At 60.0% G+C, this 26,050-nt stretch carries 26 protein-coding genes and 3 pseudogenes; 16 read left to right on the top strand and 13 right to left on the bottom strand.

Annotated features, from left to right (window positions below; all coding sequences use genetic code 11):
• Positions 1 to 87: 87 nt before the first annotated feature.
• The 5 genes from codA to ACIQU2_RS28260 all read right to left on the bottom strand — a co-directional run bounded on the left by codA (position 88) and on the right by ACIQU2_RS28260 (position 5,457).
• Positions 88 to 1,332, bottom strand: coding sequence for a cytosine deaminase (codA, locus tag ACIQU2_RS28280; protein ID WP_403145782.1), 1,245 nt, complete (start codon positions 1,330 to 1,332; stop codon positions 88 to 90).
• A 13-nt stretch (positions 1,333 to 1,345) separates the two neighbouring features.
• Positions 1,346 to 2,617: a cytosine permease gene (gene codB, locus ACIQU2_RS28275; RefSeq protein WP_403145780.1), complete on the bottom strand. Its 1,272-nt coding sequence runs from the start codon at positions 2,615 to 2,617 to the stop codon at positions 1,346 to 1,348.
• Between the two features lie 264 nt (positions 2,618 to 2,881).
• Positions 2,882 to 3,712, bottom strand: coding sequence for an alpha/beta hydrolase (locus ACIQU2_RS28270; RefSeq protein ID WP_347805835.1), 831 nt, complete (start codon positions 3,710 to 3,712; stop codon positions 2,882 to 2,884).
• Between the two features lie 214 nt (positions 3,713 to 3,926).
• Complete coding sequence (gene queD / locus ACIQU2_RS28265) at positions 3,927 to 4,283, bottom strand: 6-carboxytetrahydropterin synthase QueD (RefSeq protein WP_403145775.1); 357 nt, start codon at positions 4,281 to 4,283, stop codon at positions 3,927 to 3,929.
• Between the two features lie 94 nt (positions 4,284 to 4,377).
• Positions 4,378 to 5,457: a patatin-like phospholipase family protein gene (locus ACIQU2_RS28260; RefSeq protein ID WP_403145773.1), complete on the bottom strand. Its 1,080-nt coding sequence runs from the start codon at positions 5,455 to 5,457 to the stop codon at positions 4,378 to 4,380.
• Positions 5,458 to 5,721: 264 nt separating this feature from the next.
• Between ACIQU2_RS28260 and ACIQU2_RS28255 the strand changes: the two genes are divergently transcribed.
• Genes ACIQU2_RS28255 through ACIQU2_RS28240 form a run of 4 tightly spaced genes read left to right on the top strand, consistent with a single transcriptional unit; the run spans position 5,722 to position 8,335 of the window.
• Entirely contained in the window at positions 5,722 to 6,030 is a 309-nt protein-coding gene (locus tag ACIQU2_RS28255) for a PepSY domain-containing protein (protein WP_283181027.1), read from the top strand.
• The gene (locus tag ACIQU2_RS28250) at positions 6,030 to 6,353 is read left to right on the top strand and encodes a PepSY domain-containing protein (protein ID WP_403145770.1); all 324 of its coding nucleotides are present in this window, start codon (positions 6,030 to 6,032) and stop codon (positions 6,351 to 6,353) included. Before ACIQU2_RS28255 ends, ACIQU2_RS28250 begins: the two co-directional genes overlap by 1 nt.
• A 3-nt stretch (positions 6,354 to 6,356) precedes the next feature.
• Positions 6,357 to 7,025, top strand: coding sequence for a response regulator transcription factor (locus ACIQU2_RS28245; RefSeq protein ID WP_403145767.1), 669 nt, complete (start codon positions 6,357 to 6,359; stop codon positions 7,023 to 7,025).
• Positions 7,022 to 8,335, top strand: coding sequence for a sensor histidine kinase (locus ACIQU2_RS28240; RefSeq protein ID WP_403145765.1), 1,314 nt, complete (start codon positions 7,022 to 7,024; stop codon positions 8,333 to 8,335). Before ACIQU2_RS28245 ends, ACIQU2_RS28240 begins: the two co-directional genes overlap by 4 nt.
• 134 nt (positions 8,336 to 8,469) lie before the next feature.
• Here ACIQU2_RS28240 and ACIQU2_RS28235 read toward each other — a convergent pair whose 3' ends face one another.
• The 3 genes and pseudogenes from ACIQU2_RS28235 to ACIQU2_RS28225 form a co-directional block, all read right to left on the bottom strand.
• Positions 8,470 to 9,771: a transposase gene (locus ACIQU2_RS28235; RefSeq protein ID WP_403145763.1), complete on the bottom strand. Its 1,302-nt coding sequence runs from the start codon at positions 9,769 to 9,771 to the stop codon at positions 8,470 to 8,472.
• Between the two features lie 112 nt (positions 9,772 to 9,883).
• Complete coding sequence (locus ACIQU2_RS28230; protein ID WP_403145802.1) at positions 9,884 to 10,639, bottom strand: methyl-accepting chemotaxis protein; 756 nt, start codon at positions 10,637 to 10,639, stop codon at positions 9,884 to 9,886.
• A 102-nt stretch (positions 10,640 to 10,741) separates the two neighbouring features.
• Positions 10,742 to 10,888 (bottom strand): annotated as a pseudogene (locus tag ACIQU2_RS28225) (HAMP domain-containing protein); the annotation flags it as partial.
• Between the two features lie 1,514 nt (positions 10,889 to 12,402).
• Here ACIQU2_RS28225 and ACIQU2_RS28220 point away from each other — a divergent pair.
• From ACIQU2_RS28220 to ACIQU2_RS28210, 3 genes and pseudogenes are all read left to right on the top strand, one after another.
• Positions 12,403 to 13,719: a Na+/H+ antiporter family protein gene (locus tag ACIQU2_RS28220; RefSeq protein ID WP_403145800.1), complete on the top strand. Its 1,317-nt coding sequence runs from the start codon at positions 12,403 to 12,405 to the stop codon at positions 13,717 to 13,719.
• A gap of 74 nt (positions 13,720 to 13,793) precedes the next feature.
• Positions 13,794 to 14,570: pseudogene (locus ACIQU2_RS28215) on the top strand (cache domain-containing protein); the annotation flags it as partial.
• An 84-nt stretch (positions 14,571 to 14,654) separates the two neighbouring features.
• Positions 14,655 to 15,476: a methyl-accepting chemotaxis protein gene (locus ACIQU2_RS28210; protein WP_371922184.1), complete on the top strand. Its 822-nt coding sequence runs from the start codon at positions 14,655 to 14,657 to the stop codon at positions 15,474 to 15,476.
• 122 nt (positions 15,477 to 15,598) lie between these two features.
• On the opposite strand, the gene ACIQU2_RS28205 is transcribed toward ACIQU2_RS28210, so the two are convergent.
• Positions 15,599 to 16,534 carry a LysR family transcriptional regulator gene (locus tag ACIQU2_RS28205; protein WP_403145761.1) on the bottom strand — a complete coding sequence of 312 codons (936 nt, stop codon included), beginning with the start codon at positions 16,532 to 16,534 and terminating at the stop codon, positions 15,599 to 15,601.
• Between the two features lie 112 nt (positions 16,535 to 16,646).
• Between ACIQU2_RS28205 and ACIQU2_RS28200 the strand changes: the two genes are divergently transcribed.
• The 3 genes from ACIQU2_RS28200 (at position 16,647) to ACIQU2_RS28190 (ending at position 17,833) form a co-directional block, all read left to right on the top strand.
• Complete coding sequence (locus ACIQU2_RS28200; protein WP_201182464.1) at positions 16,647 to 17,141, top strand: DMT family transporter; 495 nt, start codon at positions 16,647 to 16,649, stop codon at positions 17,139 to 17,141.
• A complete protein-coding gene (locus ACIQU2_RS28195; RefSeq protein WP_347806081.1) occupies positions 17,141 to 17,596 on the top strand; it encodes a DMT family transporter in 456 nt (151 codons plus the stop codon). Before ACIQU2_RS28200 ends, ACIQU2_RS28195 begins: the two co-directional genes overlap by 1 nt.
• A 72-nt stretch (positions 17,597 to 17,668) precedes the next feature.
• Positions 17,669 to 17,833: a metallothionein gene (locus ACIQU2_RS28190; protein WP_347806082.1), complete on the top strand. Its 165-nt coding sequence runs from the start codon at positions 17,669 to 17,671 to the stop codon at positions 17,831 to 17,833.
• Positions 17,834 to 17,879: 46 nt separating this feature from the next.
• On the opposite strand, the gene ACIQU2_RS28185 is transcribed toward ACIQU2_RS28190, so the two are convergent.
• Positions 17,880 to 18,107 carry a DUF6555 family protein gene (locus ACIQU2_RS28185; RefSeq protein WP_008152143.1) on the bottom strand — a complete coding sequence of 76 codons (228 nt, stop codon included), beginning with the start codon at positions 18,105 to 18,107 and terminating at the stop codon, positions 17,880 to 17,882.
• Between the two features lie 146 nt (positions 18,108 to 18,253).
• Here ACIQU2_RS28185 and ACIQU2_RS28180 point away from each other — a divergent pair, with 146 nt between their 5' ends.
• Together ACIQU2_RS28180 and ACIQU2_RS28175 are read left to right on the top strand one after the other, a co-directional pair.
• Positions 18,254 to 19,039, top strand: coding sequence for an AraC family transcriptional regulator (locus ACIQU2_RS28180; protein ID WP_403145757.1), 786 nt, complete (start codon positions 18,254 to 18,256; stop codon positions 19,037 to 19,039).
• Positions 19,040 to 19,166: 127 nt separating this feature from the next.
• Positions 19,167 to 19,301, top strand: coding sequence for a DUF1427 family protein (locus ACIQU2_RS28175; RefSeq protein ID WP_403145755.1), 135 nt, complete (start codon positions 19,167 to 19,169; stop codon positions 19,299 to 19,301).
• Positions 19,302 to 19,405: 104 nt separating this feature from the next.
• Here ACIQU2_RS28175 and ACIQU2_RS28170 read toward each other — a convergent pair.
• Positions 19,406 to 19,682, bottom strand: a pseudogene (locus tag ACIQU2_RS28170) (purine nucleoside permease); the annotation flags it as partial.
• A gap of 24 nt (positions 19,683 to 19,706) precedes the next feature.
• Positions 19,707 to 20,663 (bottom strand): nucleoside-specific channel-forming protein Tsx, encoded by a 957-nt coding sequence (locus tag ACIQU2_RS28165; protein ID WP_403145753.1) that lies wholly within the window; start codon positions 20,661 to 20,663, stop codon positions 19,707 to 19,709.
• A 244-nt stretch (positions 20,664 to 20,907) separates the two neighbouring features.
• On the opposite strand from ACIQU2_RS28165, the gene selD reads away from it, so the two are divergent.
• On the top strand, positions 20,908 to 21,942 hold the full coding sequence (gene selD / locus ACIQU2_RS28160; RefSeq protein ID WP_347806085.1) for a selenide, water dikinase SelD: 1,035 nt from the start codon (positions 20,908 to 20,910) through the stop codon (positions 21,940 to 21,942).
• A complete protein-coding gene (gene mnmH, locus ACIQU2_RS28155) occupies positions 21,942 to 23,045 on the top strand; it encodes a tRNA 2-selenouridine(34) synthase MnmH (protein WP_403145750.1) in 1,104 nt (367 codons plus the stop codon). The genes selD and mnmH overlap by 1 nt, the downstream gene beginning before the upstream one ends.
• 135 nt (positions 23,046 to 23,180) lie before the next feature.
• Here the strand turns inward: mnmH and ACIQU2_RS28150 are convergent, their stop codons facing one another.
• Positions 23,181 to 23,855, bottom strand: a complete 675-nt coding sequence (locus ACIQU2_RS28150; RefSeq protein ID WP_403145749.1) for a histidine phosphatase family protein — start codon at positions 23,853 to 23,855, stop codon at positions 23,181 to 23,183.
• Between the two features lie 370 nt (positions 23,856 to 24,225).
• Here ACIQU2_RS28150 and ACIQU2_RS28145 point away from each other — a divergent pair, with 370 nt between their 5' ends.
• Together ACIQU2_RS28145 and ACIQU2_RS28140 are read left to right on the top strand one after the other, a co-directional pair.
• Positions 24,226 to 24,924 carry a glutathione binding-like protein gene (locus tag ACIQU2_RS28145; protein ID WP_403145747.1) on the top strand — a complete coding sequence of 233 codons (699 nt, stop codon included), beginning with the start codon at positions 24,226 to 24,228 and terminating at the stop codon, positions 24,922 to 24,924.
• A gap of 33 nt (positions 24,925 to 24,957) precedes the next feature.
• The gene (locus tag ACIQU2_RS28140) at positions 24,958 to 25,800 is read left to right on the top strand and encodes a PhzF family phenazine biosynthesis protein (protein ID WP_403145744.1); all 843 of its coding nucleotides are present in this window, start codon (positions 24,958 to 24,960) and stop codon (positions 25,798 to 25,800) included.
• Positions 25,801 to 26,050: the final 250 nt, after the last annotated feature.

The following is a 26,050-nucleotide window of genomic DNA, read 5'->3' as shown; positions in this document are numbered from 1 at the left end:
CCCGCTCCCACAGGGGATTTGTGGACGACACAGATCCAATGTGGGAGCGGGCTTGCTCGCGAAGAGGCCTGCATAATCAGCGAGAATTTAGGGCTGATCCGCCCATTCCACCACCGGCATCTGCCGCTTCATCAACACCTTGCCATCGCGCACCGAATACAGCGGCAGGCCCTGGCTGCGGATCACCTCGTAATCGCTGTCCGCCGACAGAATCAGCAAATTCGCCGGCCGCCCGCGTTCCAGTCCATAACGATCACCCAAATTCATGGCCTTGGCGCTGTTGTCGGTGACCAGGTCCAGCGCGCTTTGCAGGTTGCGGTAACCGAGCATGTGGCAGATGTGCAGGCCGGCTTCGAGCACCCGCAAGATATTGCCGTTGCCCAGCGGATACCACGGGTCGACGATCGAATCCTGGCCGAAACACACGTTCATCCCGGCTTCGAGCAGCTCGTTGACACGGGTCACGCCACGGCGTTTCGGGAAGTTGTCGAAGCGCCCTTGCAGGTGAATGCTTTCGGTGGGGCAGGAGACAAAACTGATCCCCGAATGCCCGAGCAGGCGAAACAGTTTGGCGCAGTAAGCGTTGTCGTAAGAGCCCATCGCCGTGGTGTGACTGGCGGTCACTCGCGAGCCCATGTCGCGGCTGCGGGCTTCTTCGGCCAGCACCTCTAGAAAGCGTGAGTGCGGGTCGTCGGTTTCATCGCAATGCACATCCACCAGGCAACCGGTGCGCTCGGCCAGGTCCATCAGGAATTTCACTGAACTCACGCCTTGATCGCGGGTGTACTCGAAATGCGGAATACCGCCGACCACATCGGCCCCCATGCGGATCGCTTCTTCCATCAGCTCGCGACCGTTGCGGTACGACTCGATGCCTTCCTGCGGGAACGCAACGATCTGCATGTCGATCAGGTGACGGCTTTCCTCGCGCACTTCGAGCATCGCCTTCAGCGCGGTCAGCTGCGGGTCGGTGACGTCGACGTGGGTACGCACGTGTTGGATGCCGTGGGCGGCGAGGGTCTGGATGGTTTTCTTGGCGCGGGTTTTGGTGTCCTCTTCGGTGATGGTCACCTTGCGCTCGCCCCAGCATTCGATGCCTTCGAACAGCGTGCCGCTCATGTTCCAGCGCGGCTCGCCGGCGGTGAGCGTGGCGTCGAGGTGGATGTGTGGCTCGACGAAGGGCGGTACCACCAGGTTGCCGCCGGCGTCCAGATCATCGGGACCCAGGGTCGGCGCTTCGGTCTGTCGGGCGATGTTGCTGATCAGGCCGTTTTCCAGGTGCAACTCATGCAGGCCATCTTGGTTGCGCAGGCGGGCGTTGATGATGTGCATCAGGCGAATCCTTTTATAGATCTTGTAATGGTGCGTTGGCAGTACGGGCACCCAGCACGCCGGTCAGTAACACATACGTTAACGCGGCAGCGGCAATCCCTACCAGCGGCGCGACCCACGGTGAACTGAACGCAGCAACGGTGCCGACTGCGTAAGCGGCCAAACCAGACCAGTTGAACGCCGGCAACCGGGCATCGGCCAGACGTGGATATTGACCACGATAGCGGTAGAAGAAGTCCGCCATGATCACGCCGCCAATCGGCGGAATCACAGTGCCCAGCAGAATCAGGTAGGGCACCAGCATGTCGTACATGCCCAGCAGTGCCAGCAACGTGCCGATCACCGCGCCCGCCAGGGTCACGGTCTTGCGACGGCCGGTGCGCAGCAGGTTGCAACCGGCGACGGCGAAGTTGTAGATGGTGTTGTCCTGGGTGCTCCAGATATTGAGTAGCAACATCGCCATTGCCGCCATGGCGAAGCCTTGCAACAGCAACACTTCGACCACGTCCGGTTGTTGGTAAACGATGGCTCCGTAAGCGCCGATCAACACCATCAGGCCGTTGCCGATGAAGAAACCGATCAGGCTTGCGAGCACCGCGACGCGTGCTGAACGGGAGAAACGCGTCCAGTTGGTCGCCTGGGTCGCACCACTGACGAAGGTGCCGAACACCAGGGTAATCGCGGTCGACCAATCCAGTGTTCCCGTCGGGACTACTGCGAGCAAACCCTCGAGCCCACCGACCTTCACCGTGGCGACCCACATCGACAGCATCAGCAGCAACATCATGGCCGGTACGGCGATGTACGACAGAATCTCCAAGCCGCGATAACCGACATACGCGGTCGCGCAAAACACCAGGCCGAACAGCACCATCAGCCCGAGAACGGTGCCCTCGCTCAACTCAAAATACTTGCCCAGCACCACGGCGGCAGTGGCTGTGCCCCAGGCGTACCAGCCGATCTGGGTAAAACCGAGGATCAGGTCGCTGAGCTTGCTGCCCACTTCACCGAAACAAAAGCGCCCCATCAGCACCGAGTTCAGGCCGCTCTTGAAGGCGATGTAGCCAAGGCCTGCGGCGTAGATCCCCAGCAGCAGATTGCCGACGATAATCACCGCCATCATCTCGCCGAAATTGAACGCCACACCCAGCTTGCCGCCGGCAAACATGGTGGCGGTAAAAAAGGTGAAACCCAGCAACACCATGGCCGTGGAGGCCAGGCCTTTGCGGGCGTGCATCGGGACTTCGCTGAGGGGGTAATCGTTGCCGGGATCGTTCTGCGTCATTTGGCGTTCCTCGCTGAATGGGTGACGCGGGGGAGTGTTGCAGTGGTCGTGCCAAGCGTGGGGTGGTGTAGTTATTTATAGCCGAGCGGGGGAATTTGGCTTGAGGAAGGCTCGATAGCGGTGCGGCAAACGGAAACAGAACCCATGTGGGAGCGAGCCGGCTCCGGGCGGCGTTCCGACGATGGCTGCCTGACAGTCACCTTGATGTTGGATGTGCTGCCGTCATCGCGAGCAAGCTCGCTCCCACAGGGGATGTTGGTTTCTTCAGGGGGATTTGTGTTGCGGCAGAAACCGCAGCAACGCCGCGACGATCGCTTCCGGCGCATCTTCCTGAACCAGATGCCCGGCATTCGGAATCGCCTGAAACCGCGACCCCGGAATCATCTGATGCAACGCCTGCCCGCGCTCGATGGGAATCCACTGATCATCTTCCCCCCACAGAATCTGCACCGGACAACGAATTGTCGGGTACAGCCCTTCGGCCTCACGGGTATAACGCTCATCCATCTGCGCGATCTGCCGATAGAACGCCGCTTGCCCCGGATCGCCGAGCCACGGCTGCACGTAAGGCGCGAGTTCATGATCAGGAATTTCGCGCTTGATCGCCCCGCGAATATAGGTCGGCACAATCGCCCGCTGAATGTAATCGGGCAGGCCACTGAATGCCGCCTCATGCTGACGCACATGCTGCACAAACGGCGAACCCCAGGGCGTCAGCGCCACTGGATCGATCAGCGTCAGGCTGCGGTAGTCCTTGCCGTTCAGCAGGTGAGCACGCAGGGCAGTGGCGCCGCCGAAGTCGTGAGCGACGATGTCTGGTCGCTCCAGACCCCAGTGATCGAGCAAGTGAGCCAACAGGTCGTTCTGCACACCCAGTGACACATCGCCCTCGATTTTCTCCGATAGCCCATAACCCAACAGATCAAAGTAATGCACCCGATGGGTGGTGATGAAGTGCGGCGCAATCCGGTGCCACACGTAAGAAGAGAAGGGCGTGCCATGCACGAACACCAACGGCGGACCGTCGCCCCGGACGGCGTAGCGAACGGAGCGCCCGTTGAAGCGATAGGTCTGAGGCAGCGGCCAGTCAGTCATTGGGGGTGTCCTCTTGGCGTGTGGGAGCCAAAAGCATAGGCATAAAAAAACAGCCATTGAAGGCTGTTTTTATATTCACTGACGAAACGCATTACCCCCTGTGGGAGCGAGCTTGCTCGCGATGGCGGCGGCACATTCGACATCAAGGTGACTGAAAGACCGCTATCGCGAGCAAGCTCGCTCCCACAGGGATTTTGTTGTCTTTAAGATTTGATTACTCACCGTGATAGATACAGCCGCTGGTGCACGTCTCGTGGATGCGGATCGCGCTGAGTTCCGGCAGCAGAGGCTTCAATTCCTTCCAGATGAATTTGGCCAGGACTTCACTGGTCGGATTTTCCAGGCCAGGAATGTCGTTCAGGTAGTTATGGTCCAGGCTCTCATAGAGCGGCTTGAAGATCGCCTTGATTTCCGAGAAATCGCGGATCCAGCCCGTGTGCGGATCGAGGTCGCCGCTCAGGTGGATCGCCACTTTGAACGAGTGACCGTGCAGGCGGCCGCACTTGTGGCCGTCCGGTACGTGGGGCAGGCGGTGGGCGGATTCGAAGGTGAACTCTTTGAAAATTTCCACAATGGTTTCAGCTCTGTCAGGTGGCGATCGCCGCGGCGATGTGGGCAGGCGGCGAGTTTAACAGTTTGCGTTTGGCGTTGCGGGAAAACACTGACTAAAGGGTCAGCAAGCGCTCCCCGAGGCGACCGCTGGCGGCCAGTTCGAGGAACTCATCGCCCATACGACGGCTTTCATCCATCGTCGTGCGCCAGTATTTCTGCCGGCTCGGGGCATCGCCCATGAAGCGTTTGAAGTCGTTGCGGTCCGGGAGTTTGCCGTAGGGCAGGCGCGCCAGGTAATCCTTCGACGGCGCCAGCAACAGGACATCCTGCAAGCGCGCAGGACACGCGCGGCGCCATGGCAGGGTCTTGTCGAACCAGCCGGGAATGACCCGGTCGGTAAAGTGCGGATAGAGCACGATGTCGTTGCCGCTGTAGGGCAGGTCGAGGTGATAGTCCAGCAGACCGCCATCGCGAAACGTCCCGGCACCGGCCCCCGGCAAATCACGCACGCCTTCCATCACCATCGGGATCGAGCCTGACGCGAGCAAGGCCTGGCGCAGGTTGCCGGCATTCAGCGCAACGAAGCGCGAGGGGAAATCGTTGAGTGCATTGACCGGCGGTGCCAGACGCGGATCGTGAATGATCAGCCGCTCGAAATGCCGCGACAGCCGTGCCCGGCCCCGCAGGTTGTCGGCGATTACCGATGACAGGCCCAGTCCCAGTCGGCCGCGATGATCGTCCGCCAGCAGGCCGTGGCTTTTGACCACCATGATGTTCAGTCGGTAATGGGCGTTGTCCAGAATAGAGGCATCGCGGCCGTCGAGCAGCTCATCGAGCATGCGCCGGGAGCTCTGGCTGATCTGCGCCATGGTCACGCCCTTGGCGAAGTTCTGTTCGGTGTAGAGGTGACCGAGGCGGCGGATACCTTCGGCGGCATCCGGCAGGCACGCGCTGGCGAAGCGCCAGGAACCCACCGACGCACCGATCAACGAGCGCTCTCGCGGTGCCGCCGGCAGCCATTCACCGAACAACGCCAGGTCCAGACCTTGAATCCCCAGCGCCTTGGGACCACCGGCGGCACCCGGCAGTGTGCCGACATCGGCGGCGCTCAAACCGTTTTCACGGATGCGTGCCAAGGCGCGAGGGCCGGCCTTGAGAGTCAGCGAGGGGAACTTGATGTGGATAGCGGTCATACCGGTCTCGATGTCTGGCTAGCGGGGGATTATAAAGGACCCACGGACCCCATGTGGGAGCGAGCTTGCTCGCGATAGCTGTGTGACAGTCGACATATTTGTTGAATGTTAAGCCGCCATCGCGAGCAAGCTCGCTCCCACAGGTTTTGCGTATGCCTGCGATGTCGTGTTGTCATCACCAATGATGGCAATTCAGTTTCAATTAAGTTCGCCCCGTTAAGGTGCACTCCGTAGGCAACACATAAAAAAATACGGAGACACCCCATGAGAACCCTGACTGCCCTGTTCACCGCGTCCATCATCGGCATGACCGCCAGCATCGCCCACGCTCGCGACCTCGGTCCCGACGAAGCCCTGAGACTGCGCGACGCTGGTACCATTGTGTCTTTCGAGAAGCTCAACGCTACCGCTCTGACCAAACACCCTGGTGCCACCATCACCGAAACCGAGTTGGAAGAAGAGTACGGCAAGTACATCTATCAGGTGGAATTGCGCGACCCTCAGGGCATTGAGTGGGACCTGGAATTGGACGCTGTCAGCGGGCAGATTCTCAAGGATCATCAGGATACGTAATGAAGGTGTTTTCTTTTTCACAGCGGTGCACGAGCGGTCGAATGGCTCTGGCGCTTCTGTTTTTTTGCTCGGTGGTCATGGCCCGCGACCTGGATCAGGACGAAGCCCTGCGCCTGCGTCAACAGGGCGTGATCCTGCCGCTGGAGCAGCTGTTGCAGCAAGCGCTGGACCGCTACCCCGGGGCCAAACTGCTGGAAGCCGAGCTTGAAGAGAAACATGACGTCTACATTTATGAAGTCGAGTTGCTGACCACCGAAGGTCTGGTCCGCGAACTGGACCTCGACGCCACCACCGGCCAGTTACTGAAAGACAAGGAAGATTGATCGATGCGTTTGCTTCTGGTGGAAGACCATGTGCCGCTGGCCGACGAACTGATGGCCGGCCTCAACCGGCAGGGCTACGCCGTGGACTGGCTGGCCGACGGTCGCGACGCGGTGTATCAGGGCAGCAGCGAGCCTTATGACCTGATCATCCTCGACCTCGGCCTGCCGGGTTTGCCAGGGCTCGACGTGCTGACGCAATGGCGGGCCGGTGGCCTGTCCACGCCAGTGCTGATCCTCACCGCCCGTGATTCCTGGGCCGAACGGATCGAAGGCCTCAAGGCCGGCGCCGACGATTACCTGACCAAACCCTTCCACCCCGAAGAGCTGCACTTGCGAGTCCAGGCGCTGTTACGCCGCTCCCATGGCCATGCCAACCAGCCGACGCTCAAGTCTGCCGGACTGCACCTGGACGAAGGCCGTCAATGCGTGACCCGCGACGGCGCCGACATCCAGCTCACCGCCGCTGAATTCCGCCTGCTGCGTTATTTCATGCTGCACCCCGAGCAGATTCTTTCCAAAAGCCACTTGGCCGAACACCTCTACGACGGTGAAACCGAGCGCGATTCCAACGTGCTCGAAGTCCACGTCAACCACCTGCGGCGCAAACTCGGGCGCAGCGTCATCGAAACCCGTCGCGGCCAGGGTTACCTGTTCGGCGGGCAAACCCAGTGAGGTCGATCCAGCGCCGCTTGAGCCTGGGGCTGATCAGCGTGATGGTGATCGTCGGCCTGGTGCTGGCGCAGACCAGCCTGTGGCTGTTCGAAATGGGTTTGCAGCGCTACCTCGAAGCCGGGCTGCGCAACGACAGCGAAAACCTGCTGGTGGCGCTGGTGCGTGGGTCGCAGGGTTTGCAGCTGGATGAGCGACACCTGTCGCCGGCCTATCAGCGACCGTTTTCCGGGCATTACTTCCGCATCGATTTTGCCGACAGCCATTGGCGCTCCCGTTCACTGTGGGATCAGGAACTGCCGCACCTCGACCATGCCGGTCTGCACAGCAACCTGCAATTGGGGCCGGAAGGGCAGCAATTACTGGTGCTGCGTTCAGACTATCGACGGCTCGGCCAATCGATTTCCATCAGCGTGGCCCAGGATTACACGCCGGTGCGCGAGAGTTTCCTGCGTATGCAACAGGTTGGTCTCGGCCTGGGATTGGCGGGGTTGTTGTTGATTTTGCTGCTGCAACGCATCACCGTGCGCCGCGCCTTGCGCCCGCTGGAAAAGGCTCGTGAGCAGATCGCCCAGTTGCAGCAGGGCCAGCGCTCGCAACTCGATGATCAGGTTCCGGTAGAGCTTGAACCGCTGGTGGCGCAGATCAACCATTTGCTGGCGCACACCGAAGACAGCCTCAAGCGTTCGCGCAATGCGCTGGGCAACCTCGGCCACGCCTTGAAAACCCCGCTGGCGGTGTTGTTGAGCCTGGCCTCAAGCGAGAAGCTCGATACGCATCCAGAGTTGCGCAAGATGATTCAGGCGCAGCTGGAACAGGTCCAGCAGCGACTCAATCGCGAACTCAATCGCGCACGGTTATCCGGCGATGCATTGCCGGGGGCGTTGTTTGATTGCGATGCTGAATTGCCCGGGTTACTGGCGACGTTGAACATGATTCATGGTGAGCATCTTGATCTCAGCTACCGTGCACCGGCCGGTTTACAACTGCCTTGGGATCGCGAGGACTTGCTCGAACTACTCGGTAACCTGCTGGACAACGCCTGCAAGTGGGCGGACGCCGAGGTTCGGATGAGCGTGGTCGAGACGGCCGAAGGGTTTGAGTTAAGCGTGGAAGACGATGGGCCGGGGATTCCGGAAAACCAGCGCGATCAGGTGTTCAGCCGGGGTACTCGGCTTGATGAACAGATGGATGGGCATGGGTTGGGATTGGGGATTGTGCGGGACATCGTCGATACGTGGGGCGGGGTGTTGCGGTTGGAGGAAAGTGAGTGGGGCGGGTTGAAGGTTGTAATCGAATTACCCAAACGCTGACACAGATCTGAAGCCAACCAATAACCCTGTGGGAGCGGCGGTGCGGCGATCCGACTTGCCCGCGATGGCGATGTAACAGTCAACATTGATGTTGGATGTTATGGCCTCATCGCGGCATAGGTATCTACACATCTCTAAAGTCTTCGGCTGGCCACCCAGCCGATGGCTTCTTTAGCAAACCCCGCCAGTTCCTGGGGAGTGTATTGCTCCAACGTCTCGCACATTGCCAAAAGCATGTACAAACCGGCCAGCACCACAGAAGCTGTTACCGGCTGCGAGCGTTTCATTTGTCGACCAGACAGACGGACCAAAAAGTCCCGTGTTTGCTCGGCAAACTCACCCTTTGCCCGCATTAGACGCCAACTTACTGCACACGCCTGACTGGCGATCAGCAGCCGTTTAAACACGGCTTCACCGCTCTCTTGCTGCCAGTTTTCCAGCTGATGCCCGCCACCTTTGAACAGTTTGAAGTAGGACTCGATACGCCAACGCCAGTAATACCAAAGCGCCAATCTTTCACCCGCGACCTCTTGCCCAAGGTTGCTCAGCAAATACCATTCGGCCAACAGGCTGCCGTCGTCTCCCAGTATTCGGCTAACGATGAGCCGAGCAGGTAAAGGCTCACCGGACTTGCGTAGCGTCTTGCGGTCGGCCCTGTCTTTGGTGAAGGGCTGGGCTTGACGAGTCAACACGACGGCGGTTTCTCCCACCCATTGAATGGCGGGTTTTCCTTTGTAGTCGACCTTGCGGGTTTCGCTGTAGATCATCTGGCGAGCAATTTGACTCAGGGGCCTGGATTGACCTTCATGACTGGCCGTGGAGCCAGCCTTGACTCGCACCAGCCATTGCCGACCCTCGGCCTGCCACTGCCTCAGGTGAGCGACCGAATCAGCCTCTCGATCCACGATATGGACAAGAGGCTTGGCAAACCTCTGCTGTTCCAGCCAAGTGATACGTTGTGTCAGTTCATTCAGGTGTTTTTCAGGGGCCAGCATTTCTTCGGCTCGCGTGCTGAGCACGCCGTCTTTGGTTGCCAGATTTTGAGCGGGAGTACAGATCGGTGCACCGTCACGATCCGTGACGAGCAGGCTGCTTTGCAGTTCGTAACCGATATCGCCTCGGTGGGTCATTTGCAGGCGATCAGCCTTGCTATGGTGGTGCATGTAATTGAGCCGAGACCAATCGTGCATGACCAGCGCGTAATCATCGCAGTCATCTCGACAACCCTCGTGGGCCAACGCCAGCAGCGGCTTGACCAGATCTACGGGCCTGACTCGGTCATTACTCAAAAATCTCCAGAGGGCTTGCGTCTGTGCAAAAGCCTTGTCGCTTCGCGGCAAGGCTTTCATCCCGGCGGCCAGAGCCGGTAGTCCATTACTGTGTCCCATGACTAACTCGTCGTATCGTTTTGTCAGTCGGGCATCTAGCCCGGTCATTTGATATCCATGCCGTCCTTTTATAGACCAGGTTCGGGAGATGTGTAGATACCGATGCTCATCGCGGGCAAGCCCGCTCCCACATGTATTTCCTGTGGATGCAGTATTTGCATTACACGCGGAATTGATCCATCAAACTCTGCTGCTGATTCGCCAGGCTATTGAGCGATTGACTCACCCGCGCCGATTCATTCGCCTGCCCCGACAACGACTCCGTCACATCCCGAATCGTCGCCACGTTGTTGTTGATCTCCTCGGCCACGGCGCTTTGCTCTTCAGCGGCACTGGCGATCTGCAAGTTCATGTCGCTGATCACCGTCACCGCTTCACCAATCTGCCGCAGTGCCGTCACCGCCTGACCCACCTGTTCGACGCTGCCCTGAGCCTGACGATGGCTGTTGTTCATCGAGCCGACCACGTCCTGAGTGCCACTCTGCAACTGCTCGATCACCAAGCGGGTTTCCTCGACAGATTCCTGGGTCCGGCGTGCCAGGTTGCGCACTTCATCGGCCACGACGGCAAAACCGCGTCCGGCTTCACCGGCACGAGCGGCCTCGATGGCGGCGTTAAGCGCCAGCAGGTTGGTCTGTTCGGCGATGGCCCGGATCACTTCCAGCACTGAACCGATCTTCTCGCTGTTGGCCGCCAGGCCTTCGACTTGGACCATCGCCGCGCTCATGTCAGCGGCGAGGTTGTCGATGCTGGCGGTGGTGCGGTCGATCACGGTCAGACCGCGACGGGTGGCCTGATCCGCATCCCGCGCCGCCTGTGCCGCTTGCGCTGCACTGCGAGCGACGTCTTGAGCGGTGGCGCTCATTTCGTGGGACGCGGTAGCGACCTGATCCACCTGACGGTATTGCTGCTCCATGCCGGCGCTGGTCTGGGTGGCGATGGCGGACGACTGATCCGCCGTGCTGCGAGCGTCCTGCACCGAGCGTTTGACCTCGGCGATGATCGGTTGCAGCTTGTCGAGGAAGCGGTTGAACCAGCCGGCCAATTGGCCGAGTTCGTCCTGCTTGTCGTAGGCCAGGCGGCGGGTCAGATCGCCTTCGCCGCTGGCAATGTCTTCGAGCATGTGCGCCACACCCAGGATCGGCTTAGTCACGCTGCGGGCCATCAGCCACACCAGCATCAGGCCAATCAACGCGGCCAGCACACCCAGGCCGAGTTCGACCAGGGTGCCGGCGGTGTTGCTGTCATCCAGTTGTTTTTTCAGCGCTTCGGCGGGGCCGACCAGGACTTTCTCCGGCACATCGAGCAACACGCCCCAGGACTTGCCACCGGGAATGGGCTGGAACGGCGACAGCACTTTGAGCTGTTGATTGCTGTGCAGGCTTTCGGTCTTGCTGCTGGTGGCGAGCATGCGGACCAGCTCGGCACCGTTGGTCTTGTCCACGGAGTCCAGGCGCTGGCTGAGCTTGCTGGCGTCCGGGCTGTAGCCGGCCAGCAAACCGACCGGGCTGATGATGCTGACGTTGGTCTGGCCGTCATAGAGCTTCTTGCTCGCACCCTGGCTGACGGCTTGCAGGCTGTTGAGGTTGATGTCCACCGACAGCGAAGCGATGACCTTGCCGTTGACCATCAGCGGGAAAACGATGCTGGTCATCAGCACGTTCTGGCCGTCGATTACGTAGAAGTAGGGTTCGATCACGCAGGGCTTGAGGGTCGTGCGCGGGCAGGTGAACCAGGCGTTGGCCGGTTCGCCGCTAGGGCCGGTGCTGGTGTCGGCCATGTCGCTTTCCGGTAGCGCCATCGACGTCACCTTGCCAGGCACAGGTTGCGACCAGTACAGGGCAAAACGGCCCTTGTCGTTGCTGCCCAACTCGGCCTGGCCGGCGAACAGATCGTCCTTGCCGTCCAGCGCGTTGGCTTCGAACACGAGGGACAGACCGAGCAGTTCCGGGTTGGCTTGCAGGGCCGACTTGACCTGACGCGTCAGGTCTTCACGCAGGTCAAAGGCATCGAGGAAGCGCTTCTCGGCCTGGTCGCGCAGGAACAGCACCTGACGCGAAAAGCCGTGGCCATATTGATAGGCATCCATGAACTGCTGGCGAATCCCCAGCGCCTGGTTTTCACCCTGGGATTCGATCCGGGCCTGGGCGGCTTCGGTGAGCATCTCCATGCTGGATGCTTTCACCATCTCGGAGCTGTGCTCCATGCGATACAGCGAAAGACCCACCAGCAGGGTCACGATGCCGGCCAGGCACAGCCCGGCCAGCAGGGTGATTTTCCATTGAATGGAAAGTTGTCTGAGCGACATGGAGACGTCCTTTATTCGATAAATATCTGAGACTTTGCACTGTAACGGCCGTGATTCGGCTTTCTTTATTCGCGCGATTAAATAAGCCATCACACGAAACCTGTAGCAGCTGGCGAAGCCTGCGTTCGGCTGCGCAGCAGTCGTAAAACCTGCTTGCACGTTCTGCCAGATACACCGCGTCAGCTGGATTACGACTGCTTCGCAGCCGAACGCAGGCTTCGCCAGCTGCTACAGGGGGGGTGTTGGCTTTGACAAGGCGGCAGCGGTCCGGCACAGTGCGCGCCCTCTAATAAAACCCTCTCATTCAATCCGCTGGCGGCTCTTTGCAGACTGCCGGTCGGACTCTTTCCGTTTGCCTTGAGGTAACGATGATTAATGCTGTAATTGCCGCGGTCGGCGTCATGCTGATCCTCAGCCTGTCCCGCGTGCACGTCGTAATCGCGCTGATCGTGGGCGCCCTGGTGGGTGGTTTGACCGGTGGTCTGGGCATCGACGCAACATTAAAAGCCTTCAACAGCGGCCTCGGTGGCGGCGCGACGGTTGCGTTGTCCTACGCATTGCTCGGCGCTTTCGCAGTGGCCATTGCCAAGTCCGGCCTGGCACACGCCCTGGCCGACAAAGCCTTGCTGATGGTCGACCGCCAGCACGCCAGCGGTGGCCGCCAGGTCAAATGGCTGTTGATCGGTTTGCTGTGGGTGGTGGCCATCGCTTCGCAGAACATTCTGCCGATACATATCGCCTTCATTCCGCTGCTGGTACCGCCGCTTTTATATGTGCTGACCAAGCTGCAACTGGATCGCCGGTTGATTGCCTGCGTCATGACCTTCGGCCTGATTACGCCGTACATGTTCTTGCCCGTGGGCTTCGGCAATATCTTTCTTAATGAAATCCTGCTGGCCAACGTCGCCCGTAGCGGCGTGGACATCAGCGGCATCAACGTCACCCATGCCATGGGGATTCCAGCACTGGGCATGGTCGTCGGGCTCGCGGCAGCGTTTGTCAGCTACCGCAAGAAGCGCGTCTACGATCTGGAAAAGATCGAGCAAGTCGAACAGGTGGCGGTGCAGTACAACCCGTTGAGCCTGATGGTGGCCGGTCTGGCTATCGCAGCAGCGTTCATCATTCAGCTGCTGCTGGACTCGATGATCATCGGCGCGCTGACGGGTTTCCTGATCTTCTCGGTCTCGGGCATTGTGAAGTGGCGCGACACCGATGACCTGTTCACCGAAGGCATGAAAATGATGGCGATGATCGGCTTCATCATGATCGCCGCGTCCGGGTTTGGCGAAGTGATTAAAGCCACCGGGCAAGTGCAAACGCTGGTCGAAACCTCGGCTTCATGGATCGGCCACAGCAAAGCCATTGGCGCGTTGCTGATGTTGTTGGTGGGCCTGTTAGTGACCATGGGCATCGGCTCGTCGTTTTCCACCGTACCGATTCTGGCGGTGATTTTCGTGCCGTTGTGCGTGCAACTGGGCTTCAGCCCATTGGCGATCGTTTGCATCGTCGGCACTGCTGGCGCCTTGGGTGACGCCGGTTCGCCAGCCTCAGACTCGACCCTCGGCCCGACCTCCGGTCTGAATATCGACGGCCAGCATCACCACATCTGGGACACCGTGGTCCCGACCTTCCTGCACTACAACATCCCGTTGCTGGCGTTCGGTTGGGTAGCGGCGATGGTCCTGTAACCGCATTCAACTTTTGACCTGGCGTGCCGTTAAAGCCTTTAACCACGCCAATAAAATCAAAAGAGTGAACCGTCATGCGCATGAGCCTGAAGGCTAGAGTCCTGTCCCTTGCCGTCCTCCCGGTGTTGCTCTTTGCGCTGGTCATCAGCCTGACCACGTTGTTCATTCTGCAGGAGCAGGCCCGCAAGGAAGTCGAGGAAACTCGCCAGCGCCTGCTCAGCGATGCCAAGGCGACGCTGCAAAGCTACGTCGCCGTGGCCATGACCACGATCAAACCGCTTTACGATGCGGCTGCCCCCGGTGATGACGCGGCGCGGGCCCAGGTGGTCAAGTTGCTGTCGAGCATCACCTACGGCAAGGACGGCTACTTCTTCGGCTACGACTCCAACACCGTGCGCCTGTTCAAGGCCAACAGCCCTGAAGGCGTGGGCCAGAGCTTCAAGGACAACCGCGATCCGAATGGCGTCTATGTCAACCGCGACCTGGTGAAAGTCGCCAAGGACGGCACGCACTACCTGCAATACAGCTCGACGCTGCCCGGCAACACCCAAGTGCTGGTGCCGAAACTCGGCTACACCGAATACCTGCCGAAGTGGGACATGGCGGTCGGTACTTCGGTGAACCTCGACGGTATCGAAGCGCAAGTCGCGCTGGTTCAAGCCAAGGTTCAGGAGCGCATGAAAGGCGTGGTGCTGAGCATCGTCGGGATTGCCGTGGTGGTGTTGTTGGTGATTGCCGCCGCCGGGATGCTGCTGGCCAACACCATCTTGCGTCCGCTGAACCTGATGAAAGCCAACCTCGATGACATCGCGGCGGGCGAGGGCGACCTGACGCGTCGCCTGACCATCACCAGCCAGGATGAGCTCGGCGAACTGGCCGGCTCGTTCAACCGCTTCGTCGACAAGATCCACGGCCTGGTGCGCCAGATCACTGAAATGACCTCGCAGTTGACCGGGTTGGTGAATCAGGTCTCCGATCAGGCCCAGCGCTCGGATCAGGCCATGGAGCGTCAGCGTCACGAGACCGATCAGGTCGCCACGGCAATCAACCAAATGTCCGCCGCTGCTCAGGAAGTGGCGAAAAGTGCGCAAAACGCGGCGGTGGCTGCCCAGCAGACCGACGAAGAAGGCCAGGCTGCCAAGCGTGTGGTGGCCGGCAGCATCGTGAAGATTCATGCGTTGGTGGACGACATTCGCAGCAGCGGCGTGTCTCTGGACAGCCTGCAAAAAGACGTGTCGTCGATTGTCAGTGTGCTCGGCGTGATCCGTTCGATTGCCGAGCAGACCAACCTACTGGCACTCAACGCCGCCATTGAAGCCGCCCGTGCCGGTGAGGCCGGTCGTGGTTTTGCCGTGGTGGCCGACGAGGTTCGAGCGCTGGCCAGTCGCACGCAAATCAGCACCCAGGAAATCCAGGGCATGATCGATCGCTTGCAGGCCGGTACCCAATCGGCCGTGGAAGCGATGCGCCGTTCCAGCGAGGCCGGCGACGGCACGTCGGCTCAGGCCAACGAAGCGGGCGCATCGCTGGACACCATGGCCCAACTGATCGGCACCATCAATTCGATGAACGCGCAGATCGCCAGCGCCGCCGAAGAGCAGACCGCCGTGGCCGAAGAGATCAACCGCAGCGTGCATCAGATTGCCGTGGCCGTGGACAGCGTTGCCGACGAAACCCAACTCGGTGCCCAGACTTCCCGCAGCCTCGCCGATCTTGGCCAGCGCCTGGGCAAACTGGTGGGGCAGTTCCGCATTTGATTGCACCGGTACAGAACCTGTGGGAGCGAGCTTGCTCGCGATAGCGGAATGTCAGCCAACATCAGTGTTGAATGTGCCGGCCTTATCGCGAGCAAGCTCGCTCCCACATGGATTGCGCGTTGTTAGGGCCTGTCCCAGTAGGGCACCGCTCCAAAACACTCGACATAGAAATCAATCACCGTCCGCACCTTCACCGACAACCGTCGACTGCCGGGCCACAGCACCGCAATCTGCTGCGGCTCCAGGCTGTTGGACACCTGATAGTCCCCCAGCACCGGCACCAGCGTGCCGTTGCGCACCGCTTCACCAATCAGCCACGACGGAAACATCACCAGCCCCAAGCCTTGTTCGGCAGCTTGCGTCAGGGTGTCGGCGTGGTTGCCGGTGATCGGTCCCTTCACCGACCAGGGCGTCCAGTCCTGCTGATCCTTGCGAAAAAACCAGCGTTGCTGGCCGGTCGCGCCCTTGTAGGCCAGGCACTGATGCGCGGCCAGTTCTTCGGGGTGTTGCGGCGTGCCGTGACGTTCCAAATAGGCTGGGCTTGCGGCGACTTGAAAACGATGGGGCGCCAGAATGCGCGCCTGCATGCTCGAATCGTGCAGCGAGCCGATGCGAAACAGCAGGTCGGCGCCTTCCTGCAGCGGGTCGACGTAGCTGTCGGTCTGCTGGATATCCAGTTGCAGTTTCGGATAACGCTCGCAGAGCTGCCCCAGCCATGGCGTCAGGTGCCTCTGACCGAACACCACTGGCGCATTGATCCGCACCAGTCCGCTCGGTTCGCTTTGCTGTTCCTGCAAGGCCTGTTCGGCCTCTTCGAGTTGCACCAGCACCCGCCGCGCGTGATGACCGAGCATGCGCCCGGCTTCGGTGGGCGAGACGGCGCGGGTGTGGCGGTAGAGCAATTGCTGGCTCAGGGCTTGTTCCATCAATTGGATCTGCCGGGAAATCGAAGAGGGTGCCAGGCCCTCGCGGCGGGCGACTTCGGAAAAGCTGCCGTGATCCAACACCGCTACAAACAGCCGAAGTGCCTTGAATCCCAGTTCGTTGAGGCCATGCATGACGAATCCTGCTGTGCGAGTTGCGCAAAAGTGTTGTCAGGATGCTCCCATTTATCGCAAAGGATCGCCAGCCGATAATGCACGCCATTGTTCTCACTGGCAGGTTTTCGTTATGCACACTTCTTCAATCGACGACGTTGATGTTGTCGCCACGCCGACCACCCAGCCGGGGCTGCGGCTGTTGCTGCTGCCGCTGGTGATTCTGGCCGGCATGGGCCTGTCCGTGGAGGCCGGTTTGCTCGGGCCGCTCGGGGTTCAGGTCGGGCACCTATGGGCGACCTTGAGCATCTTCGGTGTGGGCTCGGCGATTCTGTTTTTGCTGTTGCTGTTCAGCGGACCGCAACAGGGCCCCGCCTTGAATGAGCTGCCGCGCTGGCAATTGATCGGCGGTTTCCTGGGGCCGATGTACGTGATCGTGCTGACCTTGGCCACGCCGCACATCGGCATTGCCATGACGATGATCGCAATCCTTTCCGGGCAGGTCGGCAAAAGTGTATTGATCGACCACTTCGGCTGGTTCGGAGCTACCCGCAAAAAGGTTAACGGTGAACGTTGGCTGGCCTTGTTGCTGATTGTCGCGGCACTTGTTCTGATCGCTCGGGGTTGATGATGAATCTGATTATTTTGTTGGCGGTGGTCGTGGCGGCCGGTGCGGTGTTGAGTGTCCAGGCGGCGATCAATGGGCGGTTGGGCGAAACGGTGGGCGTGTTGCGCAGCAGTTTGTTGACCTTCGTGGTCGGTGCAGTGACCACCGGGCTGCTGATCCTGTTTTTCGAGCCGGCCCATGCCGTGAGTTTGCTGGACGTGCCGAAATGGCAGCTCAGCGGCGCGTTGTTCGGGGTGGTCTACATGATGGTGATGGTCGGCGCGGTGCCGCGGGTCGGCACGGCGGTGGCTACGGTGGCGGTGATCGTCGGGCAACTGGGGATGGGGATGTTGATCGATAACTTCGGCTGGCTGGGCAATCCGGCGATCGAATTGTCGAGTAGCCGGATACTGGCGATGGTGTGTCTCGCGTTGGCGTTGATGTTCATGTATCGCAGTAGTACCCGGCAGGGTTGACGCAAGCTCCTACACTGGTAATACGGGCCGCGTTCGCGGCAACCGGACGACCATAACCCTGGAGTCAGACTCATGATCGACAGTGAAAGTATCTGCGACTGCCCCAAATGCTCCTGCAAACTGGGCGAACATCCGATCGCGCGCCACGGCAAGCACTATTGCTGTGAAGCCTGCGCCAAGCACCACGAACATGGCGAAAAATGCGCCAGTAAGGGCTGCAAGTGTGCTCAACGCTGACCACTCATCCAAAAAAAGTGGAGCCTGATCGGGCTCCACTTTCATTTCAATTCGCCGGCCGCCACTTGACGTTTTCTACGCCGAACTTCTCCGCCATCGGCTTACTGGTTTTTTGCACCTTCTCTCGGCCGAAGCGAGGGATTCGTCCGACCCCCGCGTCGCAACTTGCCCAATGCCAAGCCTCCGCATTATCCATCTTGTCCAGGCGGATGATGAAAGACTTGGGCGCGCCATGAAGGGTGTATTCAATGACGAAAAGTTTTGCGTTGTTCATAGAGCCCGTTTTCCTCCTTGTGGTAATACAAGGATCGTTGGCGTTACGGAAAATTCAGTTGGATTGTCAGACGGATGCCGCCAGTGGCGACAAGGCCGGTGGCTCGTTACCGTGCAATCTCTGAAAACCCCCAATGATTACTGCCCATGGCACTTGCCGCCCCCCCAGACCTGAGTGACACCGATGTGCCCGTGCAACCGCTGGCGCGCACCTATCCGCGCGGCTTGTACATCGAGCCGCATGAGCATGTGTGGGGGCAGTTGCTGTATGCGATGAGCGGGGTGATGTGGGTCGAGACGCCCCATGAAGCGCTGGTGGTGCCGCCGCAACGAGCGGTGTGGCTGCCGCCGGGTGTGCCCCACGGGATTCGGGTGGTCTCGGATTTACAGATGCGCAACATCTACTTGCGGCCCTCATTGGTGGCGACGCTGGACGACACGGTTTTGGTGATCGAAGTCGGCGGACTACTGCGTGAGCTGATCGTCGGGTTGGTGGAGCAGGGTGATGATGGTGCTCCCGAGTATTACGAAGCGCTGGTCGGCCTGGCGCTGTTGGAGCTTAGGCGAGCCAGGCGCTCGCTGCTGAAAATCCCTTTGCCGGATAATTCCGACCGGCGCCTGATGAACCTGTGCCAGGCGGTCATGGCCGCGCCATCGCTGGACATTGCCTTCGAACAACACGCCGAAAACGCCGGTGCCAGCGTGCGTACCCTGGCGCGGTTGTTCAAGGACGGTTTGGGCATGGGCTTCGCCGAGTGGCGGCGCCAGGTGCAATTGGCGACCGCGGTGGCAGAGTTGATCCAGGGCTTGCCGGTCAGTGCGATTGCCCGGGAGCTGGGTTATTCGCCGAGCAGCTTTAGCGACATGTTCCGCCGGGAACTGGGTGTCGCGTCTTCGCAGTTTTCGGCGAGCCAACGCCAGGTCCAGTCATAACGAAAACCAAGGAGCTGCCTTGCACCCGGCATTAGCGCTTTGGCCGATATTCAGAAGCACTTGGCCGGTGCTCGTCGCTACCGATCTTTAGACTCTGGGCCTACTTTAATTAGCCACGGAGTCTGCCATGAGCTACCTCATCTCATTGGTCATCGGTCTGGGCGTCGGTTTGCTCTATGGCGCACTGGATTTTCGTTCCCCCGCACCACCGGCCATCGCGCTGGTAGGGCTGCTCGGCATGTTGGCCGGTGAGAGGGTGTAGCCAATGGGCCGGCAGCTGGTGGCTGGCTGGATCTCCTGAACCGTTTATTCATTCGAGGGAAACGCTCATGAAAGCACTGCAATTCGACAAGGCCCGAATTTCGACGACAACGCCAGGGTCGACGCCGCACCGTTGGACTGGCCCTGGCCGGTGACCATCAGGCACACCTGCTGGCTGTTGCAGCGAACGGTCGGATACTCGGCGGACAGCCCCGGCACCCGCACTTCCTGCTTGAGTTCCAACCGATCAATCCAGTTTTGCGCCTCGGGGGGCGAACATGGTGATCAGCATCACCTTCGGCTGAATCGGCGCTTCAGTCGCCCAGGCCGTTGAGGAGAGCAGGGCGGCACAGGCCAGGGAAAGACGCGTCATTGCATGCATAAAACCTCCTGATTCACACAAGACTTAAAACTGATAACCAACGCCGGCGTAGTAACCCCAGCCGTCGGAACGGGCGCGGAAGTTACCGTCGCCAAAATTCAACTCGCTGCCATCGTCCCAGTTGCCGCCGTTGTGGAAATAACGGCCGACCAGGGTGAAACGCAAGTGGGTGAACGAGTACAGCAAGACGTTGGTGGCGACGGTGGCGTTGGCGGTGCGAGCCGGGTTGTCCTTGTGCAGGTCCGAGCCGAAGTCGAAGTTGGTGAACCCGATGTAGGTCAGTGACGCGCCGTTGCTGAAACTGCTGATCGGCACGATGTATTTGAGCTGGGCGCGATAGCCGTCCCACGAATACTCGTTGCTGGCACCGTAGTTTTCCCACTGGTAGCGCCCATAGAAGTTGGCCGACAGATTGACCCGCGAATGGGTGTCGATGTCGGTGCCCAAACCGCTGTACAGCGTATTGGCACGGTTGGCGCTGTTACTGCCGTGGTCGTAGATCCAGTCGAAGGCGACGTACCATTCCTTGAACGGCCCGATGGCCAGGCTGCGGCCGGCGAGGTAGTCGATGGAAATTCGCGGTTCGTGCTCCATGAACACCGGCGAGCCGTGGTCCCACACGCCTTTGTCATGGCTGTTGCCGATGTCGAAGATCTTCGGGATGTCGATGTAGCCGTACAACTCGAACGGCCCCTTGCGCCCGAAGTACTCGTATTCCAGGTAGATATCGTCGGCCGGTTGCGGGCCGAAGCTGATGTCTTTGCTGCCGATGACGGTCAGGTCCTGATTGAACCAGTCCGAGAGGTACGCGCCTTTTTTCGGTGGGCTCGCTTCGGGGCTGAGGCTTTCGCCTTGGGCGGATTCTTCGGCGGGAGCGGGTTGCGCCAAAACAGTGCTGCTGAGTAGTCCTGTAACGCTGGCCAGCAGCAAAGAAACAGCAAAGGTGCGCGAGCAAGTCACGCGGCTGGACGTGCGGTGCATTAAAAATCCCTTTTCGTGCGGATCAAAGGCCCGGTTCTGCGGGCTTGCGCGGTTATGTATCGAAAACGTCTGCATTAGCGACACGCAAACGTTTGCATAAGACATACCAATTTTGCTCAAGGTATGGAAAAGGTTAGGGAATTGGTGGTTTAACTGTCCTTTCGGTCAACGATTCGTGGGGCCTCGGGGGAGGCGACGTTGATGTAGAATCTTCGGCACTGACTTCACGAGGTGTGTCCCCCCCATGAGCGAACCGATTCGTCTGACCCAATACAGCCACGGCGCAGGATGCGGTTGCAAAATCTCTCCCCAGGTGTTGGAGGTGATTCTGGCCGACAGCGGGGCGCAGAACCTTGACCCGAAACTCTGGGTCGGCAACGCCTCGCGCGATGATGCGGCGGTGTACGCCATCGATGAAGAGCGCGGCGTGGTGTCGACCACTGACTTCTTCATGCCGATCGTCGACGACCCGTTCGATTTCGGCCGCATCGCCGCCACCAATGCCATCAGCGACATCTACGCGATGGGCGGCGATCCGTTGATGGCGATTGCGATCCTTGGCTGGCCGGTCAACGTACTGGCGCCGGAGATTGCCCGGGAAGTGATTCGCGGCGGGCGTTCGGTCTGCGATGAAGCCGGCATTCCGCTGGCCGGTGGGCATTCCATCGACGCGCCGGAGCCGATCTTCGGCCTCGCCGTGACCGGTCTGGTGGAAAAGCGCCATATGAAGCGCAACGACACCGCCACCGCCGGTTGCCTGCTTTACCTCACCAAACCGCTGGGCATCGGCATCCTCACCACCGCCGAGAAGAAGGGTAAATTGCGCCATGCCGACATCGGCCTGGCCCGCGACTGGATGTGCACCCTGAACAAACCCGGCAGCCGTTTCGGCAAACTCGAGTGCGTCACCGCGATGACCGACGTCACCGGTTTTGGCCTGCTGGGGCATTTGGTAGAAATGGCCGACGGCAGCAACGTGACCGCTCGCATCGAGTACGACCGCGTGCCGCGTCTGCCGGGTGTCGAGTATTACCTTGACCAAGGCTGCGTGCCGGGCGGAACACTGCGCAACTTCGACAGCTACGCCAGCAAGCTTGGGCGTCTTCAGGAAATGCACAAACGCGTGCTCTGCGATCCGCAGACCAGCGGTGGCCTGCTGGTTGCGGTCACCCCCGAAGGCAACGAACACTTTCTCAAAGTAGCCGCCGAGCTGGGCCTGACCCTTGAGCCGATCGGTGAACTGATCGAGCGACAGACGAACGCGGTTGAGGTGTTTTGATGTCAATCGAATTCACCGATTACCGCGACATTTTCCTCAACGACCGACCGATGATGGATGCCCGCGCGCCGGTCGAATTTCTCAAAGGCTCATTCCCCGGCGTCATCAACCTGCCGCTGATGAATGACCATGAGCGGCAACGGGTCGGCACTTGTTACAAGCAACACGGTCAGCAAGCGGCCATTACGCTGGGGCACCAGTTGGTGTCCGGTGAGATAAAAGCCGGGCGCATCCAGGCCTGGGCCGATTTTGCCCGGGCTCATCCTGATGGGTATTTGTATTGTTTTCGCGGCGGTTTGCGTTCGCAGATCGTCCAGCAATGGCTCAAGGACGAGGCGGGCATCGACTATCCGCGAGTGGGTGGCGGCTACAAGGCCATGCGAACCTTCTTGCTCGAGACGCTCGCTCAGGCGGTTGCCCAGTGTGATTTCGTCTTGCTGGGCGGCATGACCGGCACCGGTAAAACCGAAGTGCTCACGCAGTTGCGCAACGGCCTGGACCTTGAAGGTCACGCCCATCACCGCGGCTCCAGTTTCGGTAAACGCGCGACCGGCCAACCCTCCAACATTGATTTTGAAAACCGCTTGGCGGTGGACGTGCTGAAGAAGCGCGCCCACGGCATCGAGCAGTTTGTACTGGAAGACGAGAGCCGTGCGATCGGCAGTTGTGCGCTGCCGTTGCCGCTGTATCAGGGCATGCAGCAGTTTCCGATGGTCTGGCTGGAAGACAGCCTGGAAGGGCGGGTCGAACGGATCCTGCGCGATTACGTGGTGGACTTGTGTGCCGAGTTCATCGGCGTGCATGGCGATGAAGGCTTCGCGCTGTTTTCCGAGCGCTTGCTGGAGAGCCTGAACAATGTGCAGAAACGTCTGGGCGGTGAACGCCATCTGCGGATGTTGATGTTGATGGAAGACGCGCTGGCGGAGCAGGCGAGCAGCGGGGCAGTGGACTTGCACCGGGGCTGGATCGAAGGGTTGCTTCGCGAGTATTACGACCCGATGTATGCGTTTCAGCGGGAGAAGAAAGGGTCGCGCATTGAATTCGTCGGGGAGCGGGCTGCCGTGCTTGAATACCTGCGCGAGCGGCGCATCAATCGTAAGTAATGTGTTGGTTTTGCCGGCCCCATCGCGAGCAAGCTCGCTCCCACATTATGCCAAGTTGTCTGAATTGACTCGGTCAAAATGTGGGAGCGAGCTTGCTCGCGATGGGGGGCTGACAGGCGCCAAATCTCTTAAAGCTTACGTCGGACAGGTCTCGCGCCCGTTATCCAGACCTTGCTTGTAGGCGTGGCTCTGCACACTGGCCTTGCCGTTGTGCCAGGTCAAGGTGAGAACGTACAGCGAGTCGTAGTCGCTGGACTCCCAGTCATCGGTGATGTTCTGTTTCTTGCCGACGGCTTCTCCAGCGACCTTGTTGATCAGCTCCGGCAGGTAGCCGTGGGACCAGGCGGTGTAGATGACCGAGTTGTGATACTTGTCGTGGAGCAATTCATCGGCCAGGTCGCTGGTGTCGTTGGCCGAGAAATTGATGTTCACCGGCAAGCCAAGCTTGATCGCGCTGGGGCTGATGGTCATCAGGGGGCGGATGTAGCTGTAGGAATTATCCAGTTCGCCTTCCTCGACATTGCGTGTCGGGTTGGCGGCAAACACGTAGTTGGCCTTGCCGAATTTTTCCGGCAGCAAGGTGGCCAGGTCGATGGCACGGTTCAGGCCCTGGCAGTTGAGCTGGCCGAGGCCGCCGGCGGGTTTTTCCGCGTGGCGCAGGAATACCAGCGTCTGGGTGCCGTCCGCCGGTTGGGCGCGGCTTTCGCTGGACTCAAGGGACAGGAATAGCGCGCTGATCGCCAACAGGGAAGGCAGGACAACATACGCGCGATGCTTGAAGCGTTTGGCGAATTTAAAAAGGTTCATCATTTGAATAGGTGATCTTCAGCGCATTCGGTTAAGGCTGACAAACCTTTACACCGCGAGCTCCCTGCGTCGGGTGTTTTCCATGTCGTTGGGCCGGTCCGTTTCCGAAAGGGCAATGCTCAGAGTCCTCTGAAGCCCATTTGGTTCGATCCGAGCGAGTGCGCAGCACTGTAGCGGCAACCTGAGATGGGTTGGAACAGAGGTTATCGACAGGATGTTGCGGATTTATGGACACAGTACACGTGTCGGCGCCACTGACAGGCTGCGATCTTTTGATCTTGCTCATCAGCAATATTGATAAGCCAAAAAATCGCAGCCTTCGCCAGCCCCTACATTATGATCAGCGTCTACTTTTTCCGTGTGGATGCTTCCCATGACCGATCTGTCCGCGTTCCCGATTACCCAAAAATGGCCGGCTCAATACCCCGAGTGGATCCAGCTTTACTCCTTGCCCACACCCAACGGCGTCAAGGTGTCGATCATGCTCGAAGAGGTCGGACTGCCCTACGAACCGCATCGTGTGGGCTTCGACACCCATGATCAGATGTCCCCCGAATTTCTTTCGCTGAACCCCAACAACAAGATCCCGGCGATCCTCGACCCCCACGGTCCGGGGGACCAACCCCTGGCGCTGTTCGAGTCCGGGGCGATTCTGATTTACCTGGCCGACAAGAGCGGGCAACTGCTGGCCCAGGAATCGGCGGCGCGGTACGAGACTATCCAGTGGCTGATGTTTCAGATGGGCGGCATCGGGCCAATGTTCGGCCAGCTCGGTTTTTTCAACAGATTTGCCGGCAAGGACTACGAGGACAAACGTCCCCGTGACCGCTACGTCGATGAAAGTAAACGTTTGTTAAAAGTTCTTGATGGACGTCTGGAAGGGCGCGACTGGATCATGGGCGAGCGCTACACCATCGCGGACATCGCGACCTTCCCCTGGGTGCGCAACCTGATCGGCTTCTATGAGGCTGGCGAGCTGGTGGACATCGAGGACTTCACGAACGTCACGCGTGTGCTGGAGCGCTTTCTGGCGCGACCGGCGGTGATGCGCGGGCTGGAAATCCCCCATTAAAACGCTTCGATTTGAACAAGACCAAGGCAGGCCATGCACTCATTCGATTTCAAGCAAGTAGATGTCTTCAGCCGTATTGCGCTCAAGGGCAATCCGTTGGCGGTGGTGTTCGGCGCCGATGAGCTCAGTGATGAGCGAATGGCGGCGTTCGCCAGCTGGACCAACCTCAGCGAAACCACATTCATACTCGAACCGCGCGATCCTCGCGCCGATTATCGCGTGCGGATCTTCACCACCCTGAACGAATTGCCGTTCGCCGGTCATCCGACACTGGGTACCTGCCATGCGTGGCTGGAGGCCGGTGGCGTGCCCAAGGGCGAAGAGATTATTCAGGAGTGCGGCGTGGGGCTGGTACGGGTTCGTCGACAAGGGACAGAGCTGGCCTTTCTCGCACCGCCATTGCTCAAAACCGGGCCGGTGGAGGCGGATGTGGTGGAACGGGTGCGGCGGGGGCTCGGGCTGGAGTCAGGGGCGATTGTACGCACTCAGTGGGTCGACAACGGTGCCGGATGGCTGGCCGTGATGCTCGAGGATCGCCAGCAGGTGCTGGACCTGCAACCGGATCATTCGCAAATGCTTGGCCTGGCCGTCGGTGTCATCGCGCCATGGCATCCCGAGCGCGATGGTGATGACGCACAGTTCGAAGTGCGGGCGTTTATCTCCGGCGATGGCATGCCGGAAGACCCCGCCACCGGAAGCCTGAACGCCGGGATTGCCCAATGGTTGCTCAGCGAAGGACTGGCGCCGGCGTCCTATGTGGTCAGCCAGGGCCTGACCATGGGCCGCGCCGGACGCATTCAGGTCGAGCAAGTGGGCGACGAGATCTGGATCGGCGGCGCGGTGGTGACCTGCATCAGCGGAACAATGACGCTCTAGCAGAGCTCGCCGCAAAACCCTGTAGCAGCTGCCGAGCCCGCGAGGCTGCGTTCGGCCGCGAAGCGGTCGTAAAACCTGCAACCGTGTTCTTTCAGGTAGATCGCGTTCACCGGACTACGACCGCTTCGCGGCCGAACGCAGCCTCGCAGGCTCGGCAGCTGCTATGTATGGACTCGCCCCCACTGTCTACCCGCTTTTGAAAAACCGCCGCCCCGTTGCATCTATGTATCAGGCCTATTCGAGGAAGCCG

Origin of the sequence: Pseudomonas sp. NPDC098740 (assembly GCF_044760065.1) — a bacterium.
In the GTDB taxonomy this organism is placed as follows: Bacteria; Pseudomonadota; Gammaproteobacteria; order Pseudomonadales; family Pseudomonadaceae; genus Aquipseudomonas; species Aquipseudomonas rossensis.
This window is presented reverse-complemented; position numbering and strand designations above follow the sequence as displayed.